Source organism: Pseudocitrobacter corydidari (genome assembly GCF_021172065.1).
Lineage (GTDB): Bacteria > Pseudomonadota > Gammaproteobacteria > Enterobacterales > Enterobacteriaceae > Pseudocitrobacter > Pseudocitrobacter corydidari.
The window spans coordinates 567,711-586,295 of the sequence record NZ_CP087880.1 but is presented as its reverse complement, the minus strand read 5'-3'; the positions used below and the strand labels follow the sequence as shown (position 1 = coordinate 586,295).

The following is an 18,585-nucleotide window of genomic DNA, read 5'->3' as shown; positions in this document are numbered from 1 at the left end:
CAAATATCACCGGATAATATCATTCTTAGAGTTTACCCAACATCACAGAGGTGGTTATGAAAGCGATTGCGATTACTCAGGCGGCTGGCGCGCACGGCAACATTGAAGCATTAGAAGAAATCACCCTGCCCGTTCCCGTGGCGGCAGGCCACGATTTACTGGTGGAAGTGAAAGCCATCTCCGTTAACCCGGTCGATACCAAAGTGCGCGCCGGTTTTAGCGGGGATACGCCGCGCGTGCTGGGCTGGGACGCCGTAGGCGTGGTGAAATCCGTTGGTGAAGCCGTGACCCTGTTTAAAGCTGGCGACGAAGTCTGGTATGCGGGGGCGTTAACGCGTCCAGGCAGCAACAGCGAGTTCCAGCTGGTCGATGAGCGCATTGTCGCCCTCAAACCGCGCTCGCTGGATAACGTTTCTGCTGCCGCCCTGCCGTTGACCTCCATCACCGCATGGGAACTGTTGTTCGATCGTTTAGGCATTCAGGAAAACGGCAATGAAGGCGACGTGCTGTTGATTGTCGGTGCGGCGGGTGGAGTCGGTTCCATCCTGACTCAGCTGGCGCGTAAGCTCACTAAAATGACGGTGATCGGCACCGCCTCGCGCCCGGAAACGCAGAAATGGGTCGCGGATGCCGGGGCGCATCACGTTATCGATCACAGCAAACCGATTGCCGAAGAACTTATCCGCATCGGTATTCCGGCGGTGACGCACGTCGCCAGCCTGACGCACACGGATAAGCACTATTTGCAGCTGATTGAAGCCCTCGCCCCACAAGGCAAACTGGCGCTGATTGACGATCCTGAAACCCTGGATGCGCGTCCGTTAAAAACCAAAAGCATCTCACTGCACTGGGAATTTATGTATACCCGCTCGATGTTTGAAACGCCGGATATGATTGCTCAGCATCAGTTACTGACCCGCGTGGCCGCGCTGATTGATAACGGAACGATCAAAACTACGCTGGGCGAAAAGTTAGGGGCTATTAACGCCGAGAATATTCGCCAGGCGCATCGCCAGCTTGAGACCGGAAAAACCATGGGCAAACTGGTGCTGGAAGGCTTCTGAGGCGGCATTGTTACATTTTTTACTAAAAAACCTATTCTGTGATACAAAAGAGCGTCGTTCTGCCTGTTAATTTTAAGAGAAAAAGGCAGACTCTACACCCTTGAGCATTCTGGTTATCGTTGGAGAAAGAATGGGTAAATACAAATTATGGCTTCTGGCTGGCCTGATGGCCGCCGGATCCGCCTTCGCCGCACCAGGTACGGGCATTCAGAAGTATGAACTGAAAGAGTTTGTCGCGGATTTCACCCACTTTAACATCGGGGACGCCGTTCCTGAGATGTACCGTACTGACCAGTACAACATCAAGCAGTGGCAGCAGCGCAATCTGCCTGCGCCAGACGCGGGAACGCACTGGACCTACATGGGCGGCAACTACGTGCTGATTTCCGACACGGACGGGAAAATCAGTAAAGTTTACGACGGCGAAATCTTCTATCACCGTTAATGAAAGGGGCGCATAACCCGCCTGGGTTATGCGCCTGAACGCTTATACCGCGCGGAAGGCGATTTCGCCGGGGATCACTTCACCCTGCCAGTAGAGCTGGGCAGCGGTTAAATCCGCCAGTCGACGATAAATTTGCGTAAATTCACTGTCCGGGCGATTCACCACGGTTGGGGTGCCTTTATCCAGATCTTCACGCAGGCTGATGTGCAGCGGCATCTGACCCAGCAACTGGGTATGGTATTTCTCCGCCAGTTTCTCTGCGCCACCGGTACCGAAGATAGGTTCGTGGTGACCACACTGGCTGCAAATATGCATGCTCATGTTTTCCACGATCCCCAGCACCGGCACTTCCACTTTCTCGAACATCACGATGCCTTTTTTGGCGTCAATCAGCGCAATGTCTTGTGGCGTAGTGACCACGACCGCGCCGGTAACCGGAATGTTTTGCGCCAGCGTCAGCTGAATGTCACCGGTGCCCGGCGGCATATCCAGCACCAGATAATCGAGATCCGGCCATAAGGTTTCCTGCAACATCTGCATCAGCGCCTTGCTGGCCATTGGGCCGCGCCACACCATCGCGTTATCGTCGGTGACCAGATAACCAATGGAATTCGTTGCCAGACCGTGAGCCATAATCGGCGCCATATGGGTGCCGTCTGGGGAAGTCGGACGCTGATTTTCCGCGCCCAGCATGGTCGGAATTGACGGGCCGTAGATGTCAGCATCCAGAATACCGACTTTTGCCCCTTCCGCAGCCAGCGCCAGCGCCAGGTTGACGGCTGTAGACGATTTCCCTACCCCGCCCTTACCAGAACTCACGGCAATGATGTTTTTCACGCCATTCACGCCCGGCTGATTTTTAACGCGCTTCAGCGTGGCGATGTTATGGGTCAGTTTCCAGTCAATGGCATTCGCACCGGTGATGCGCAGCAGGTCAGCACTGCATTGCTCTTTCAGCTCTTCAAACGCGCTGTTCCAGACAAACGGCATTTGCAGCTCAATGTGCACGGTGCCATCCAGCAGCGCCACATGGTGCAGCGCCTTCAGCGTGGTGAGATTATGCTTCAATGTTGGGTGCTGAAAATTAGCCAGCGTCCCGGCAACCATCGCGCGCAGGCGCTCGGGGGATGTGGCCTGGGATTGAGAACTCATCCCGACTCCTTTGTTCTTGTGAGTAAACCTTCGTAAGCCTAGTTTACCTGAAAGGTGGTCATTCCCCCACTACAAGCGCATTTCGCGATAAAAAAGCGTGCGTCGGGTATTACTCATAGTTAACGAAGATCAGGGCCGTCGCCTTAAGCGCGCCCGGTTTCACCGCTTTGCGCTCATAAACGTAGTAGCTGGCTTCGACCGGAATCGTCATTCCCTGCGCGGAAAGCGATGTACCTTTCGCCACAGACCACAAGTTATCGGCGCTCTCTTTTACCCCTTTCGCACTCGACATCTGGATCTGATTTTTGCCGCCGCCCGCCACCACAAAGCCGACGCCGTTGTCCGTACTGCCCTGCAATATGCTTCGACTACCATCCAACAGGTCGGCGCTGTAGAGATACACCGACATGGCCTGCGTCGCCTGACGATTTACTCCTACCATATTGCTGCAATATAGCGAGATATCGCCCTTGCTGCTTTTATCCACCATGCCCGAATCAGGCAGTTCAGATAGCGATACATCCGGCAGCGTGAGCGTTAAATCGCCTGCCCGACAGGTTGTTTTTTTCGGGCGATAGATAACCGTCAGGTTTTCAACATAGGAATCACCCTGCAAACTGTTAGTGATGTAGTTTACACAGCCGGACAAACTCAGGGTTTTACAGATCCCTAATATAAAGTCTATCCAGCCATTTGAATTTCCACCGGTATTGGCCACCAACACACCGGGAACTGAAATGGATTCTCCGCCGCTTCCCGCACCTCCCGTCGTCGCGGGGGTTAGCGTAACGGTATAAAGCAGGCTCTTCTCCGTGATAGTTGTGGTGCCAACCGCCTCAGACGTTTTATCCAGAACAATATTTAGCTTTAACGATTGTCCATTACTGAACGGGCCAATAACGCTCTCTTTCACCAGCGGAATATAGCTAATTTTATCATTCGCTGAATCACACTTGATGCCTGCAAAACGCACCGTCACGGTAGAAACATGTTTCTGCGTGATCGGGAAAACCTCATCGACCACCACTTCTGTGGTGTGGTTGTTGGTCGCTCCCGATGATTTACAGGTGGCCCAGCTCGTCTCGCTCAATAAACACAATGACATTACCGCAAATAACATTAACTTCATGGCGCGCTCCCTGCTTTAGTGACAAATATAGGTTTGGTTTTCATCCAGCGGCGGTGCAATCTTCAGCGTACAGGTGCGCCCTTGTTGTGGGTCGAGCACTACAGAGACTCCATAAGGAACCTCATTGCTGCGAATAAATAAGCGGCTCCCCTGGCCCACCAGCCCAATGTTGTGCCCGTGGCTGTCCACCACGTCATAACCGAAGGTTAACGGGGAACCATCTGCCAGCCGCGCTTTAATAAACCACGGCTTGCGCGAGTCGGTTTCAAAACGCAGCAGTGTGACCGCACCTCGCACCGGCGCCACGCGCTGGCGATTACCCAGCAGCTCGGTTTGCGTTTCACTGTCAGAGACATCCAGCATTAAATGGTTCTCACGCCAGGGCGATAAACCGTCATACACCACCGTGCCGTTTCGGTTAGTGGTACGATATTTCTGACCATTGACGTAAGCGCCCTCAAGCCCTGGCGCATCCAGAATGGCGATAGTTTCTGATAACCTGTTAGCCAGATTAACGCCGCCCGACCACACCACGATGCCGCCGGAAAGCGTACCGCTGGTTTGCCGATACTGCGCAGACTGGCTATAGCTTCCGCTGACGGTCGCCACCGGGGTATTCCAGGTCAGATTCACCCCGGCAGTCGTTTCATCTGACTGACGTTGATGACTCAGGTTCGCGCTATAACTCAGCTGATCGCGGCCGCCCACCATTCCCGAGATTCCCGTGTTATTCGCAGCATAACCATGATTATCAAAGGTCGTCGATTGGGAAACCGACAGCTGACGGCGTGGCGTACTCACGCCATCTCCCCAGTCGAAGGGAATCGAAATAAACAGGTTAAAGCGTTTATCCGCCGTATGATCCTCAGACCAGGTTCTGCTGGCCGAAAAGGTGTACGAGATCCGTTGCCAGCTATTGCTGTAGCTGAGCTGATAATCCTGGCTGCTGCCGTTACGCCCCCAGTAATCACGCCACAGCAGGTTCAGTGACAGGGTTCCCGCATTTTGTGGCAGCATCTGGTTAATGTTGGCGGAGAAATTATTTTTCCGACCAAAGTCACTCTGGTAGTAATCAGCGATGTCATAGACGTCATGGCGATCGCGCGAATAAGTGTCCTTGTTATTGGCCCATACGTGATCGTTAAAGGTCCTGAAGTTATAGGAAGAGTAGCGGTATGCTGCCAGACCAAAACGCGTCGCCGTTTGATTGATATATTTGTTGTACGCTATCTGATAGCTCTGCCCATTAAACTCGCCGTTATCCTGCAAACTGCGCGACTGAATCATATCCAGAGAAATTGCCCCCAGCCGCGTATTCCAGCCGGTCCCTAATGTGAACGCCTGATATTTTTGCGCCAGCATCGTGCCGCCATACAGGGTTAACACGTTGTTCAGACCATACTGATAGTTGAGCTGGATAAAATCGCTTTGCCGACTCGCGCCCTCTATTTGGCTGCGACCGGCGACAAAATCATATTTTGTCACGCCTGGCTGCAACATATTCGGCACTGCCGCGTACGGCACCAGATAATGGCTCACGGAACCATCGGCTTCTTTTACCGTCACGTCGAGATCTGCGCCGCCCCCCGCCGTTTGCAAATCAGCAATCGCAAACGGGCCCGGCGGAACTTCTTTCTGGTAAACCACGAAACCATTCTGCTCGACCGTCACCAGCGCGTTACTCTGCGCGATACCCTGTACCAGCGGCGTGAAATTTTGTTTGGCGCTCGGCAACATTTGCATATCGCGGTAGAGCCGCACGCCGCGAAAACGCACCGTGTCGAACATGTCTGACGCGGTATACATCTCCCCGGCGCGCAAAACACCGAGCACAGAAGGCAGACTGCGTTCCAGATAGAGCGTGTTACTTTTCCACTCCCCACGAGAGTCATTTACCTGGCTGTAGCTGGCATCTGAATGTAATTGCCAGCCCAGGACATTCATGCCGCTATTAAAGCGCGCGTACAGATTTTTACTGTGACCGCCATTTTTATAATCGCTATAGTACTGGCTGACATACCAGGAACTGTAAAGCGCATTAATTCCGCGATCCCAGCTATCGGGTGAAACATAACCTTGTTCATGGGCATCAAGAAATGCCTGCGGAACGGTTAAATCCAGACGAAATGTACCGATATCAAATTTATATTCACCGCCCTGCACCGCCTGCTTTATCGTGATGCACTGTGCCGAAGGATCTTCTTTCTGGCCGGTGTATTTAATCCCCAATTGCTCAAGCTGGCTTAAGGTTAAACAGGTGTCATCGGTATTTTCTTTCACCGCGAGGGGATATTTCCCCTGCCACTGTTTATTGATATACACATCCAGTTCATAATCACCCGGCATCGGTTTATCGCTGTTTACCTGGAAATTCGTGGTTTTCACACCCTGCATACCACCCATCATAAAATGAGTGTCAAACGTTTCTTCGGCCTGAAGTCTGGCGGTGAATAACGAAGAGACGATGGCCAGGGCAAGCGGGGCCATCTTTAACATAACCGGCTCCTTTTATTTTATTGTTATTTTCTCGGTAAGATAATTACCGTAATCATCAATCATCGTCAGCGTGAGTGCGTTGCCGCTTTTTACCAGGGCTGGAAGCGCCTGCTGAGATCGCGGCGCCAGCATCAGGCTCTCTTTATTTATTTTCTGATTATTCTCTGCCACTTCCGTAATCGTTATCCAGTTGGCATTATTATTTTTAATTAAAATGCCCTGGGTCGTTCTCGATAACTGCAACTGCTGAAAACTGGCTTTATTCACCGGTGCAATACCTACGGGTCGCCAGAACATTTTGATTCTGTTTTGTGTGGCGAATTTAATGACGTTTTTCCCGGCGCTCTGCTCATCGTTTGGTGGAATATCCAGCACATTGAGGAAAAAAAGGCTCTCGACATCAGCCGGTAAATTCCCCTTCATTTTTTTGATTTTTAACTGTTGCCCTGATTTTGCCGCCACGCGCGACACCGGCGGTGTCAGTAAGAAAGGCACATCGATATGCTCAGGAGACTGCGCGGTGTCGCCATCGTCGATCCACGCCTGTACCAGCGATGTGCGGTCGCCCTGATTCATTATCTGTACCACGACTTCTTTTTTGTCTGCCGGATAAATCACGCGCGTGCCATAAATCACTACACCCGCCTGCACGGCACCGCTCATCACACATAACATCAGGATAAGTAATTTTTTCATAAAGGCTCATTTTTAGCTGGGGAATGTGCGGCGGCCTAAGCCGCCGCACATTGCATTAATCAGAGAATACCTGCATTGTGATGCTGGAATTTACCTCGCCGCTTTTTACATCACCGCTGGTACGGGCATAAAATGCAGAGAAATCCAGGGTATAAATGCCGCTACTGTCTTTCACTAAGGTCATCGATTTTTGTGGACTGATCGCCTGCGTCTCATTATTCATATGTACTTTGAAACCGACGCCGTTATCACCACTGGTATTTTTAGTGACATCGCTGCCGCTACCGTTAAAGCCATCGACGCTGAAAGAAATTCGCGGTGCGACATTCTGGTCGCATTTGAATTTAATTTGCCCGACGGCCGAACTGGAATATGCCTTCAACTCTTCCCCGGCATTCAACCCGGAAAAAGCCTCAACGCTGACGTCTGGCATGGTAATGGTAGCCTGGTTTTTCCCATCTTCAATTTTACAGGTCGATCCCAGTACTTTACCGTTGATCTGCAATACGCCTTCGTCGTCAGCGGCAAATACGGCAGAACTCATCAGTGCGGAAGTGAATACAGCTATCGTCAGAATGGAATGTTTCATCATTGCGTCCTTATTTAAAATTGTGTTTTTAGTGTTAAGAAGAGATTAACTCTTGAAACAAAATTCTCACATCAAAAAGGTTGCTGCAATGTAATATTTTTGTTTTATTGATTTAAAACAATTTACATATATCAATATAATTTCAACAAATAAATTAAACCAAAAAGTATTTGTAGCGTAAATTAGTAAAGTTTAAAAAACAGACATTCAGATCACTCATAAAAATATATTTTCAATTTTTATTCATATAAATGATCTTTATTTTTTAGACGCACAGAATTTTTAGAGAAAGATCGCGACAAATTAAAAAAACTTTTCGCGATGCCAGAAAAAATCAGGCTAAAAGGAGAAGAAATCAGCGCCCTGCACCGTGCTTCACGCAACGCGCTCACGCAGAAGCGCCGTTTTTTTAGGCAATTTTGTGCGATGCATTGATTTAGCAGGGCCTGAGGCGTGCTTTGGGCTTACCAAAGGAACGCCTTTCAGGTAACATCAAAAGCCCTTTTCACTACATAAGAAGTAATGTTCATTATGACTCAAGTCGCGAAGAAAATTCTGGTAACGTGCGCTCTGCCGTACGCCAACGGCTCAATCCACCTCGGCCACATGCTGGAGCATATCCAGGCTGATGTCTGGGTCCGTTACCAGCGAATGCGCGGCCACCAGGTAAACTTCATCTGCGCGGACGATGCACACGGCACGCCGATCATGCTGAAAGCTCAGCAGCTCGGGATCACCCCGGAGCAGATGATTGCCGAAATGAGTCAGGAACATCAGACCGATTTTGCTGGCTTCAACATTAGCTACGACAACTACCACTCGACGCACAGCGACGAAAACCGCGAGCTGTCGGAGCTTATCTATGGTCGCCTGAAAGAGAACGGTTTTATCAAAAACCGCACCATCTCCCAGCTTTACGATCCGGAAAAAGGCATGTTCCTGCCTGACCGTTTTGTGAAAGGCACCTGCCCGAAATGTAAATCACCGGATCAGTACGGCGATAACTGCGAAGTGTGCGGCGCGACCTACAGCCCAACCGAGCTTATCGAGCCGAAATCGGTCGTTTCCGGTGCGACGCCGGTGATGCGTGAATCCGAACACTTCTTCTTCGACCTGCCTTCCTTCAGCGAGATGCTGCAGGCGTGGACCCGCAGCGGCGCGTTGCAGGAGCAGGTAGCGAACAAAATGCAGGAGTGGTTTGAATCCGGCCTGCAACAGTGGGATATCTCCCGCGATGCGCCGTACTTCGGCTTCGAAATTCCGAATGCGCCGGGCAAATATTTCTACGTCTGGCTGGATGCGCCAATCGGCTACATGGGTTCTTTCAAAAACCTGTGTGATAAACGCGGTGACACCGAAAGCTTTGATGACTACTGGAAGAAAGATTCCGACGCCGAGCTGTATCACTTCATCGGTAAAGATATCGTCTACTTCCACAGCCTGTTCTGGCCTGCCATGCTGGAAGGCAGTAACTTCCGTAAGCCAACTAACCTGTTCGTGCACGGTTATGTAACGGTGAACGGCGCGAAGATGTCCAAATCTCGCGGCACCTTCATTAAAGCCAGCACCTGGCTGAACCACTTCGATGCTGACAGCCTGCGCTACTACTACACCGCCAAGCTCTCTTCACGCATCGATGATATTGACCTCAATCTGGAAGACTTCATCCAGCGCGTGAACGCCGATATCGTCAACAAAGTGGTTAACCTGGCATCGCGCAATGCCGGTTTTATCAACAAGCGTTTCGATGGCGTGCTGTCTGCTGAACTGGCTGACCCTGAGCTGTATAAAACCTTCACCGACGCGGCTGCCGCGATTGGCGAAGCGTGGGATAGCCGCGAGTTTGGTAAAGCCATCCGCGAAATCATGGCGCTGGCCGACGTGGCTAACCGCTACGTTGACGAGCAAGCACCGTGGGTGGTTGCGAAACAGGAAGGCCGCGATGCCGACCTGCAGGCTATCTGCACCATGGGTCTGAACATGTTCCGCGTACTGATGACCTGGCTGAAACCGGTGCTGCCATCGCTGACCGAGCGCGCCGAAGCGTTCCTCAATACCACGCTTGAGTGGGATGCTATCGCCCAGCCGCTGCTGTCGCACAAAGTAAACACCTTCAAAGCGCTCTACAACCGCATCGAAACCAAACAGGTTGAAGCGCTGGTTGAAGCGTCGAAAGAGGAAGTGAAAGCCGCTGCGGCACCGGTCACCGGGCCACTGGCGGACGATCCGATTCAGGAAACCATCACCTTTGACGATTTCGCCAAAGTGGATATGCGCGTGGCGCTGATTGAAAACGCGGAGTTCGTAGACGGCTCCGATAAACTGCTGCGTCTGACGCTGGATCTCGGCGGCGAGAAACGCAATGTCTTCTCCGGCATCCGTTCCGCGTACCCGGAACCTGAGGCGCTGATTGGCCGCCTGACGGTGATGGTCGCCAACCTGGCCCCACGAAAAATGCGCTTCGGCATCTCTGAAGGAATGGTGATGGCCGCAGGCCCTGGCGGGAAAGATATTTTCCTGTTAAGCCCGGATAGCGGCGCAAAACCAGGTCAGCAGGTGAAATAACCTTCCGCATAAAGCGCTGCTCCGGCAGCGCTTTTTTTATGTATTCTGAAAAGTCCCCGGCTTCCATTATTCCTGCATTTTCTCTGATAGCATTCGCGCATATCCAGCAATGTCAGAGATCGCGACATGAACACCCGCAGAACACACATTATCTTCGCCAGTATCGCCATTCTCTTCATGTTCCTGGTTGCCAGCTTCGTTATTTTCCACGATCGCACTCAAAGCAGAAGCTTTAAACGTGTTGACCGTAGCGCAGAGAGGGTACAAACCTATTATTTTGAGGATGACATTGTGCTGCGCCAGGTGGTAGTCAGTCGGCAATCCTACAGCGTGCTTCGAGTGTCGAATAAGGAACAAGCCGAGAGATACTTTCTTCCCTTAAATACGCTGTTCAATGCGATAAAGGGCGTGGACGACAAAATGGAATTTTACGATACTTATCTGATTCATACCCGCACGCTGGATTTAACGGTCATGGGCGGTAAAGAGTTGCGTGAACTTCAGCAAGCGGAAGGCGTGACAATTTCCGGGGATAGTGACACCAAAATAACCATGAGCGAATCGGAAGAACAGCTTTTAGCCAGCGGCTATCAGGAAATTAAATAGCCATCGGCGAGCGAACGATAATACATCGCTGAGTATACAAGGAACTCTTATGCGCAAACTCCGCCCCACCCTCACACTGATTACCCTCTGCCTGGCTGGCAGCCTGTTTGGCTGCGACAACAAAGATACCCCGAAAGAGCCGCAGACCTATGTCCAGAGCATTGCCGCCAGCAATACGCCAGAGGAAAAAGCCACGTTCTTTAACGCCGTAAATGGCGTTGAGGTGAAAGTGACCTATTACTACAAAGGGGATGTCGTCCTGCGCCAGGACGTCGATAACAAAATGACCTACGCAAGCGCAGGCGTAAACAACAAAGAAGAAGCGCAGCGGCGATTTGAGCAGATCAGTAATGCGTATAAGAATACGACGGGTGTGACAGAGACCATTAATTACCAGGATGATTATGTTACAGAGAACATCACCGTTGATTACACCAAAGCCAATATCAGCGAGCTGTGTAAACTCCCTGGCACATCATTGACCGATTGCAATGCGCAGTATCTTTCTATGCTGTTGTCCGAGAAGATGGTGCTAAAACAGGGATTTAAGAAGCAGTAGTAGGCAGGTAAAGGTATCCACTCTTTTATCGATTATTCGACTCAAAAAATGAGTCGAATAATCGCTGTAATCACCTCAGCAAGCGTAATCAGCTTTTCGCCGCGTGCTCACGTACCGCCAGGCCGCGCAGGAAATAACGCAGGAACTGGTCGCCGCATTCGCGGAAGTTTTTGTGGTCTGGCGCGCGCATCATGGCGGTGATTTCCGGCATCGAGACGCGGAATTTCTGTTCGGTCAGAATGGCGAGGATGTCATCCGTTTTCAGGGAAAAGGCGATGCGCAGCTTTTTGAGCATGATGTTGTTGTTTACGCGACGTTCAACCGCCAGCGCGGGCGCAGATTCATCGCGGCCGCGTTTTTCGTAAATCAGCCCGTTCAGGAAGCAGGACAGCATAATATCCGGGCAGCGTACAAACCCCTCTTCATCTTCTTTGCGCAACCAGGGTGCCAGCTGCTCGGCGGTGACCACGGTGTCGCTCAGCGCAAAAATACGCAGCAGATCTTGATTGTTCATTTTCAGGATGTAGCGCACGCTACGTAAAATATCGTTACTGACCATAGTGCCTTCGGTAATGAAAAATGCGGTCGGCTAGTTTAACACGATTTACAGGCCCAACGCCTCTTTCAGGCTTTTTAAGTAACGTCGGCTGACCGGCACGGTTTGCCCGTTGCGCAGCAGCAGTTCGGCCTGGCCATTGTCTTCCAGGCGGATCTCCTGCAGATGCGCCATGTTGACGAGGTACTGTCGATGGCAACGCAGCAGCGGCGTGCGCTGTTCAAGCGTTCTTAACGTCAGCTCGGTGAACCCTTCTTTCCCTTCGTGATTGGTGACGTAAACGCCGCTCATGCGGCTGCTGACAAACGCCACATCATCCATTTGCAACAGCCAGATGCGGCTATGCCCGGAACAGGGAATGAATTTCAGCGCTTCCTGATTCTCAGTGAGCGCGGAGATATCCTGCGCATTACGTTCCTGACGCAAACGCGTGAGGGTTTTCTCCAGCCGTTTCTCTTCAATTGGCTTAAGGAGATAATCAAACGCATGCTCTTCAAAAGCTTTAACCGCGTACTCGTCGAACGCGGTCAGGAAAACGATGTATGGACGGTGTTCCGGGTCGAGCATACCGACCATCTCCAGCCCGCTGATACGCGGCATCTGGATATCAAGGAACAGCACGTCGGGATGAAGCTTATGCACCGCGCCAATCGCTTCCACTGCGTTACCGCACTCGCCGACAATCTCGACATCCGGCTGCGCCTGCAACAGTACCCGCAAATTCTCCCGCGCCAACGGTTCATCATCGACAATCAGCACTTTAATCATGCGTTCTCCTCCAGAGGCAGCCTTAGGGTGATACGGGTGAAAATATCGGGTTCGCAGGCAACGTTGATCCCGCAGTCATCACCAAAACGCGTGCGCAGGCGCTTATCCACGAGGCTCATACCCAGCCCACTGGCCTGTGCGTCCGGTTGATACAGCCCGGCGTTGTCTTCAATCGCCAGCAAGAGGTGTTGCCCGTCACGGCTGGCGTTGATACAAATTTCGCCCACGCTCAACAGCTGCGATGTGCCGTGCTTAATGGCATTCTCAACAATGGGTTGCAGCGTGAAGGCCGGAAGCCGGACATGCGCCAGCTCTTCGGGCACATGCAGTTGAACCTGTAAATTTTCCTGAAAACGCGCCTTCTCAATTTGCAGATACGCATTCACATGCTCAATTTCATCGGCCAGCGTCACAATCTCCGACGGGCGTTTCAGATTCTTGCGGAAAAATGTCGAAAGATACTGCACAAGCTGGCTTGCCTGTTCGCTGTCGCGGCGAATCACCGCTTTCAGGGTGTTAAGTGCGTTAAACAGGAAGTGCGGGTTCACCTGCGCATGCAGCAGTTTGATTTCCGACTGGGTGAGCAGCGCTTTTTGCCGCTCATACTGCCCCGCCAGAATTTGCGCCGACAGCAGTTGGGCGATCCCCTCACCCAGGGTGCGGTTGATCGAGCTAAACAGGCGATTTTTGGCTTCATACAATTTAATGGTGCCAATAATGCGCTGGTTCTCACCGCGCAGGGGAATAACCAGCGTTGAGCCGAGCTTACACTGCGGATGAATCGAGCAGCGATACGGCACTTCGTTACCGTCCGCATACACCACCTCGCCGGTTTCAATCGCCTTTTGGGTATAACTGGAAGAGATAGGCTTGCCGGGGAGATGGTGATCTTCCCCGATCCCGGTAAAAGCCAACAGGCGTTCACGATCGGTAATCGCCACCGCGCCAATATCCAGTTCCTTGATCAGCACCTGCGCCACCTTCATGCTGTTCTCTTCGTTAAACCCCTGACGCAAAATCCCTTCCGTCGATGCCGCCACTTTCAGCGCTGTGGCGGAAAATGCCGAGGTGTATTTTTCAAACATCGCACGCTTGTCGAGCAGAATACGCATAAACAGCGCGGCCCCGACGGTGTTGGTCACCATCATCGGCGCGGCAATGCTTTGCACCAGGTGAAAGGCATCCTGGAACGGACGCGCAATCAACAGAATGATCAGCATCTGCACCAGTTCGGCGAAGAAGGTAATCGCCCCGGCGGTCCACGGGCTGAAAACTTTGTCCGGGCGGCCTCGTTTCACCAGCATACTGTGAACCAATCCGCCCAGCAGGCCTTCGACGATGGTGGAGATCATACAGCTCAGCGCGGTCATGCCGCCCATTGAGTAGCGATGCAAGCCGCCGGTTAGCCCCACTAAGCCCCCGACCACCGGCCCGCCAAGCAGGCCCCCCATCACGGCGCCAATGGCGCGCGTGTTGGCGATAGAGTCTTCGATGTGCAGGCCAAAATAGGTGCCGAGGATGCAGAAAATCGAGAAGGTCACGTAGCACAGCAGTTTATGCGGCAGGCGCACGGTCACCTGCATGAGCGGGATGAACAGGCGCGTTTTGCTCATCAGCCACGCTATGACCAGAAACACACACATCTGCTGAAGCAGCAGCAACACCAGATCAAATTCGTACATACCCGAAAACCACAAGACCTATGAAGCTGCGTAACATACACCGAGTGAACATAACTTTCTTTGAAGCTATGCAAAAAAAGCTGAAATAGCGGCCAGAATCACATTTTTAATCTCTCCGTCGGTTAAGTAATGCCTAAAAAACCATCACCACAGGGCAAGGCGGAAAACCCGACCTACAGTTAAAAGGATATATTCATCCAGGGAGTTATCATGGCGTGGTATACAATTGGCGAGGTGGCGCAGCTGTGTGATATCAACCCGGTGACGCTCCGCGCGTGGCAGCGTCGCTATGATCTGCTTAAGCCCCAGCGTACCGACGGCGGGCACCGTTTATTCACCGATTCCGATATCGAACGCATCCGCGAAATTAAACGCTGGGTGGATACGGGCGTTCAGGTCAGCAAAGTTAAAAAGCTGTTGATTGAAGGCAGTAAGGAGCAACAACAGGACTGGCGGGAGCGCCAGGAGGAAGTGCTGCGCTACCTGCAAAGCGGACGCATCGATCGGTTACGCCAGTGGCTGAAAGAGAGCACGCGTCACTATCCCGCGCGCACGCTGGTAAATCAACTCATCACCCCATTGCGCCAGCGTCTGGCCGGTTCGCAGTCAACGTTCTGCGCCATGCTGGGCATTCTGGATGGGGTACTGATCAATACTATTGCGCTTATCCTCGCTGCATCACGAAAAAAACCGGGCCATGATGCGCTGGTGGTCGGCTGGAACGTTAACGATATCACGCCATTATGGCTGGAGGGCTGGGTCGCCTGCGAACAGGGCTGGCGGGTTGATGTGCTGGCACATTCGCTGCCGCAACTGCAACCGGGCCTCTTTCCGGAACAGACATTACTGGTGTGGTGCGGCGCCGTTTCCGCTCCGCAGCAGGCCTTACAGATTCAACGCTGGCAGGAGCAGGGCTACGCGATTCGTTTGTGTACAAATTAATGGTTCATTAACAAGCATGCTTCGCAGTATAATCCTTTAATTAACATAAGGAGCACACTATGAAGCCAGCTAAACTTGCCGTCGTGGCGCTATTTCTGTTCATGGCCGTCAGCGGAATTGGCGGCGTGATGCTCGCCGGCTACTCATTTATTGTTCGCGGCGGTATCGGCTAAGCCTGCGGCTCAGACGTTCAAACGCGCGGTCAACGATGACCGCCGCCAGCGCCACCAGTACCGCGCCCTGCAACACATAGGCGGTATTAAAACCGCTTAGCCCAATGATAATCGGCGTACCCAACGTGTTTGCGCCGACGGTCGAGGCGATTGTTGCCGTGCCGATGTTAATAATGACCGACGTGCGAATACCCGCCAGCATCACCGGCGCGGCCAACGGGAGTTCAACTTTCAGCAGCCGCTGAACATTGCTCATCCCCATCCCTTGCGCAACGCTGCTTACCCCGGCGGGAACGGATGCCAGCCCGGCAAGCGTTCCCTGAAGAATCGGTAAAACCCCGTAGAGAATTAATGCAATAATCGCTGGCTGCTGGCCAAAACCCATCACCGGAACGGCAATCGCCAGTACGGCAACGGGCGGGAATGTTTGGCCCATTGCGGCGATGGTCTCGACCAGAGGGCGAAACTCTTTCCCCGCGTCACGCGTCACCACAATACCTGCGCCAGTGCCCAACACAATCGCCACCAGGCTTGAGACGCCCACCAGCCAGAAATGCGCCAACGTCAACGAGACGAAGCTTTCCTGCTGATAGAGGGGGCGTGACTGTTCCGGGAACAGCGCATGAAAAAAGGGCTCGCTGTGCGGCAAGCCGATTAAGAGCGCAAGGAAAAACAGCACAAGCCAGAGCAAAGGGTCACGCAGAAATCTCACCGTCGCCCTCCTCGCGCAGCAGATCGGCGAAGTGCAGCGCCCCGCAAATCTCACCGTTTTCATTCACCACAGGCAGTGCCAGACGCCGCTGCGCCACAAACTGTGATAACGCTTCTCGCAGCGACATGGATATCCGCAGAGGTTCACCCGGCACCCTTTCATCGCGACGCTGATAATCCCCAACCTGACGCAGCGAAAGCAGACGTACACCCAGCTCGCTTTGGCCAAAGAAGGTTCGCACAAACGCATTGGCTGGCTGCGTGAGCATCTCCAGCGGCGTACCCTGCTGTACGACTTCGCCGTTATCCATCAAAATCAGATGGTCCGCCAGGCGCAGGGCTTCATCGATATCGTGCGTCACCAGAACAATCGTGCGCCCCAGTAACTGATGGATGCGACGCATCTCCTGCTGGAGAGCGCCACGCGTCACCGGGTCCAGCGCGCCGAAGGGTTCATCCATCAGCAACACTTCTGGATCTGCCGCCAGCGCGCGCGCCACACCGACGCGTTGCTGCTGCCCACCGGAAAGCTGATGCGGATAGCGATCGCGTAGCTCGGGTTCAAGCCCCAGCAACGCCATTAGTTCATCAATACGCGCCTGGGTACGCGCTTTCGGCCACTTCAACAGCTGCGGTACGGTGGCGATATTCTGCGCCACCGTCCAGTGAGGAAACAGGCCGATAGACTGGATGGCATAGCCCATTCGCCGCCGTAGCGCCAGCAGCGGTTGTTGGCGAATATCTTCACCGGCGAAACGGATGGTGCCGCTATCGTGGGCTTCCAGGCGATTAATCATCTTCAGGGTGGTCGATTTCCCGGAGCCGGAGGTACCAATCAGCACCGTGAAGGCACCCTCTTTGAAATGCAGAGTGAGATCTTTTACCGCTGCCCGGTCGCCAAAATATTTACTGACCTGCTGAAACTCAATCACCCTGCTCTCCTTTTACTAACGCGATGCACAAACCAAACAGCGCATCGGTGATAACCGCTAACGCCACCACCGGGATCACGCCCAGTAATACGAGATCCAGCGCACTACTGAGCAGCCCCTGAAAGACCAGCGCGCCGAAGCCGCCCGCGCCAATCAACGCCGCCACAACGGCCATGCCGACCGTTTGCACCGCCACCACCCGCAGGCTGCGCAATAAAACCGGCAAGGCCAGCGGAAGCTGCACCTGCCAGAAACGCTGCCCGCGTCCCATGCCCATTGCCCGCGCGCTTTCCAGCACATCCTCTGGCACCTGCTGCATCCCCGCCACTACGCCGCGAACCAGTGGTAACAGCGCGTAGAGCACCAGCGCAATGAGTGCTGGCGTCAGGCCCGTTCCCGCCACGCCAAGACGTGCAAGCCACGGAAACTGTTGCGCGAGGCCAGCCAGGGGCGCAATCAGCAGGCCGAATAGGGCCACGGAGGGAATGGTTTGAATGACATTAAGGATGGCAAAGACCCTGGTCTGACGCGCCGGGCGGCGCCAGCACCACAGACCTAAAGGAATGCCGATCAGAAGACCGGGCAGCAGCGTGCCGAACAACAGCACCAGGTGCTGCGCAAGCGCATCATTAAAGACATCCTGGCGATTGGCGTACTCTTTTAACAAAGAGAGATGGTCGAGCTGCCCCATCCACAGTAGCAACAGCGGCAGTAGCCAAATCTGGATTTGCAGGATCCAGCGCCAGAGCGTGCTGAGTCGTAACCGGCGTAATGCATCGCTACAAATAAGTAAAGCCAGCAATATCCAAAGCCAGAGTCCGCTTCCGGGAGAGGTTCGCGCGAGGGTACTTCCCGTTGACGCAAGCGTGTTTGCTACCTCTCCCACGGCCCACACCAGCAGAGTGAATAGCGCTTGCCCCAGCACGAAGCTTGAGAGAATAGCAACACGGCCAGGAATAAAACTCAGGACCAGCAGCAGCAGCGGGAACGCCAACAGCCACAGAGGACGAAACCCGCCGGTCTGCCACAATGCAAGTGATTCCCCTGAAACAAGGCGGTTCGGTGCGTAGCTCACGAAAGGTAACCACACAGCTACTGATATCAGCAGGACAAGCAGAAACTGTACGCGATTGTGGCAAGCAGGTATCGTCATCGAAGCGGTCATGTCCTTTTATGGGTGGCAAGCGGCACCTTTTCTGGTTCTGGCAAGCGCCGCTTTCTGTAATGCTTAAATTCTCCCTTTATCGTCAAGCGAGCCTCCCGGTCCTCTACTATGATGAATTTTCAGTTTAAACGCTTTCTCAGATTTAACCTGGCAAATTTGAATATTTTCTCGTCGCCGTAGTAGTTAAAATATGCCAAATCCACTCAAATCCATGATTTATTAATTTACAAAACTTAAAAATTAAACTCTTATTGTTGATGGAAAAATCTTATTTAATCCGTAAAGCAGATTAACCTTTTCTTTTTTACCGCATAAAAATGTTAATTTTTTCATACAAACAGTAAATGACGCCATC

Annotated in this window: 18 protein-coding genes; 7 read left to right on the top strand and 11 right to left on the bottom strand. The window is 52.8% G+C overall.

The genetic code is table 11. The features are described 5' to 3' along the window. Positions 1 to 56: 56 nt before the first annotated feature. Positions 57 to 1,064, top strand: a complete 1,008-nt coding sequence (locus G163CM_RS02610) for a zinc-binding alcohol dehydrogenase family protein (RefSeq protein WP_231826781.1) — start codon at positions 57 to 59, stop codon at positions 1,062 to 1,064. 130 nt (positions 1,065 to 1,194) lie between these two features. Then, positions 1,195 to 1,509, top strand: coding sequence for an RcnB family protein (locus G163CM_RS02605; protein ID WP_015963781.1), 315 nt, complete (start codon positions 1,195 to 1,197; stop codon positions 1,507 to 1,509). A gap of 42 nt (positions 1,510 to 1,551) precedes the next feature. On the opposite strand, the gene apbC is transcribed toward G163CM_RS02605, so the two are convergent. The 5 genes from apbC to yehD form a co-directional block, all read right to left on the bottom strand. Then, positions 1,552 to 2,661, bottom strand: a complete 1,110-nt coding sequence (apbC, locus tag G163CM_RS02600; protein WP_113857260.1) for an iron-sulfur cluster carrier protein ApbC — start codon at positions 2,659 to 2,661, stop codon at positions 1,552 to 1,554. 109 nt (positions 2,662 to 2,770) lie between these two features. Further along, entirely contained in the window at positions 2,771 to 3,790 is a 1,020-nt protein-coding gene (locus G163CM_RS02595) for a fimbrial protein (protein ID WP_231826779.1), read from the bottom strand. 15 nt (positions 3,791 to 3,805) lie between these two features. Beyond that, positions 3,806 to 6,286: a fimbrial biogenesis outer membrane usher protein gene (locus G163CM_RS02590; protein WP_231826777.1), complete on the bottom strand. Its 2,481-nt coding sequence runs from the start codon at positions 6,284 to 6,286 to the stop codon at positions 3,806 to 3,808. A gap of 12 nt (positions 6,287 to 6,298) precedes the next feature. After that, positions 6,299 to 6,982 (bottom strand): fimbria/pilus periplasmic chaperone, encoded by a 684-nt coding sequence (locus G163CM_RS02585; RefSeq protein WP_231826776.1) that lies wholly within the window; start codon positions 6,980 to 6,982, stop codon positions 6,299 to 6,301. Between the two features lie 55 nt (positions 6,983 to 7,037). After that, positions 7,038 to 7,571 carry a fimbrial protein YehD gene (gene yehD, locus G163CM_RS02580; protein WP_231826775.1) on the bottom strand — a complete coding sequence of 178 codons (534 nt, stop codon included), beginning with the start codon at positions 7,569 to 7,571 and terminating at the stop codon, positions 7,038 to 7,040. Between the two features lie 531 nt (positions 7,572 to 8,102). Between yehD and metG the strand changes: the two genes are divergently transcribed. From metG to G163CM_RS02565, 3 genes are all read left to right on the top strand, one after another. Beyond that, the gene (gene metG, locus G163CM_RS02575) at positions 8,103 to 10,136 is read left to right on the top strand and encodes a methionine--tRNA ligase (protein WP_231826774.1); all 2,034 of its coding nucleotides are present in this window, start codon (positions 8,103 to 8,105) and stop codon (positions 10,134 to 10,136) included. A gap of 126 nt (positions 10,137 to 10,262) precedes the next feature. Then, positions 10,263 to 10,742, top strand: coding sequence for a DUF1307 domain-containing protein (locus G163CM_RS02570; protein WP_231826772.1), 480 nt, complete (start codon positions 10,263 to 10,265; stop codon positions 10,740 to 10,742). Between the two features lie 49 nt (positions 10,743 to 10,791). Beyond that, positions 10,792 to 11,301, top strand: coding sequence for a YehR family lipoprotein (locus tag G163CM_RS02565; RefSeq protein WP_231826771.1), 510 nt, complete (start codon positions 10,792 to 10,794; stop codon positions 11,299 to 11,301). Positions 11,302 to 11,389: 88 nt separating this feature from the next. Here the strand turns inward: G163CM_RS02565 and G163CM_RS02560 are convergent, their stop codons facing one another. From G163CM_RS02560 to G163CM_RS02550, 3 genes are read right to left on the bottom strand one after another with little or no spacing between them, the layout of a single operon-like run. After that, positions 11,390 to 11,860 (bottom strand): YehS family protein, encoded by a 471-nt coding sequence (locus G163CM_RS02560; protein ID WP_231826770.1) that lies wholly within the window; start codon positions 11,858 to 11,860, stop codon positions 11,390 to 11,392. Positions 11,861 to 11,905: 45 nt separating this feature from the next. Then, positions 11,906 to 12,625 carry a two-component system response regulator BtsR gene (gene btsR, locus G163CM_RS02555; protein ID WP_108473698.1) on the bottom strand — a complete coding sequence of 240 codons (720 nt, stop codon included), beginning with the start codon at positions 12,623 to 12,625 and terminating at the stop codon, positions 11,906 to 11,908. After that, positions 12,622 to 14,307 carry a sensor histidine kinase gene (locus G163CM_RS02550; protein ID WP_015963775.1) on the bottom strand — a complete coding sequence of 562 codons (1,686 nt, stop codon included), beginning with the start codon at positions 14,305 to 14,307 and terminating at the stop codon, positions 12,622 to 12,624. The genes btsR and G163CM_RS02550 overlap by 4 nt, the downstream gene beginning before the upstream one ends. Before the next feature lie 210 nt (positions 14,308 to 14,517). Between G163CM_RS02550 and G163CM_RS02545 the strand changes: the two genes are divergently transcribed. Together G163CM_RS02545 and G163CM_RS02540 are read left to right on the top strand one after the other, a co-directional pair. Next, entirely contained in the window at positions 14,518 to 15,249 is a 732-nt protein-coding gene (locus G163CM_RS02545; RefSeq protein WP_015963774.1) for a MerR family transcriptional regulator, read from the top strand. A gap of 59 nt (positions 15,250 to 15,308) precedes the next feature. Continuing rightward, on the top strand, positions 15,309 to 15,422 hold the full coding sequence (locus tag G163CM_RS02540) for a protein YohO (RefSeq protein ID WP_015963773.1): 114 nt from the start codon (positions 15,309 to 15,311) through the stop codon (positions 15,420 to 15,422). Here G163CM_RS02540 and G163CM_RS02535 read toward each other — a convergent pair. The 3 genes from G163CM_RS02535 to G163CM_RS02525 are packed head-to-tail and all read right to left on the bottom strand — an operon-like array spanning position 15,397 to position 18,218. Further along, complete coding sequence (locus tag G163CM_RS02535) at positions 15,397 to 16,134, bottom strand: ABC transporter permease (RefSeq protein ID WP_231826769.1); 738 nt, start codon at positions 16,132 to 16,134, stop codon at positions 15,397 to 15,399. The genes G163CM_RS02540 and G163CM_RS02535 overlap by 26 nt on opposite strands. Continuing rightward, positions 16,118 to 17,065 carry an ABC transporter ATP-binding protein gene (locus G163CM_RS02530; RefSeq protein ID WP_231826768.1) on the bottom strand — a complete coding sequence of 316 codons (948 nt, stop codon included), beginning with the start codon at positions 17,063 to 17,065 and terminating at the stop codon, positions 16,118 to 16,120. Before G163CM_RS02530 ends, G163CM_RS02535 begins: the two co-directional genes overlap by 17 nt. Further along, positions 17,058 to 18,218, bottom strand: coding sequence for an ABC transporter permease (locus tag G163CM_RS02525; protein ID WP_231826767.1), 1,161 nt, complete (start codon positions 18,216 to 18,218; stop codon positions 17,058 to 17,060). Before G163CM_RS02525 ends, G163CM_RS02530 begins: the two co-directional genes overlap by 8 nt. Positions 18,219 to 18,585: the final 367 nt, after the last annotated feature.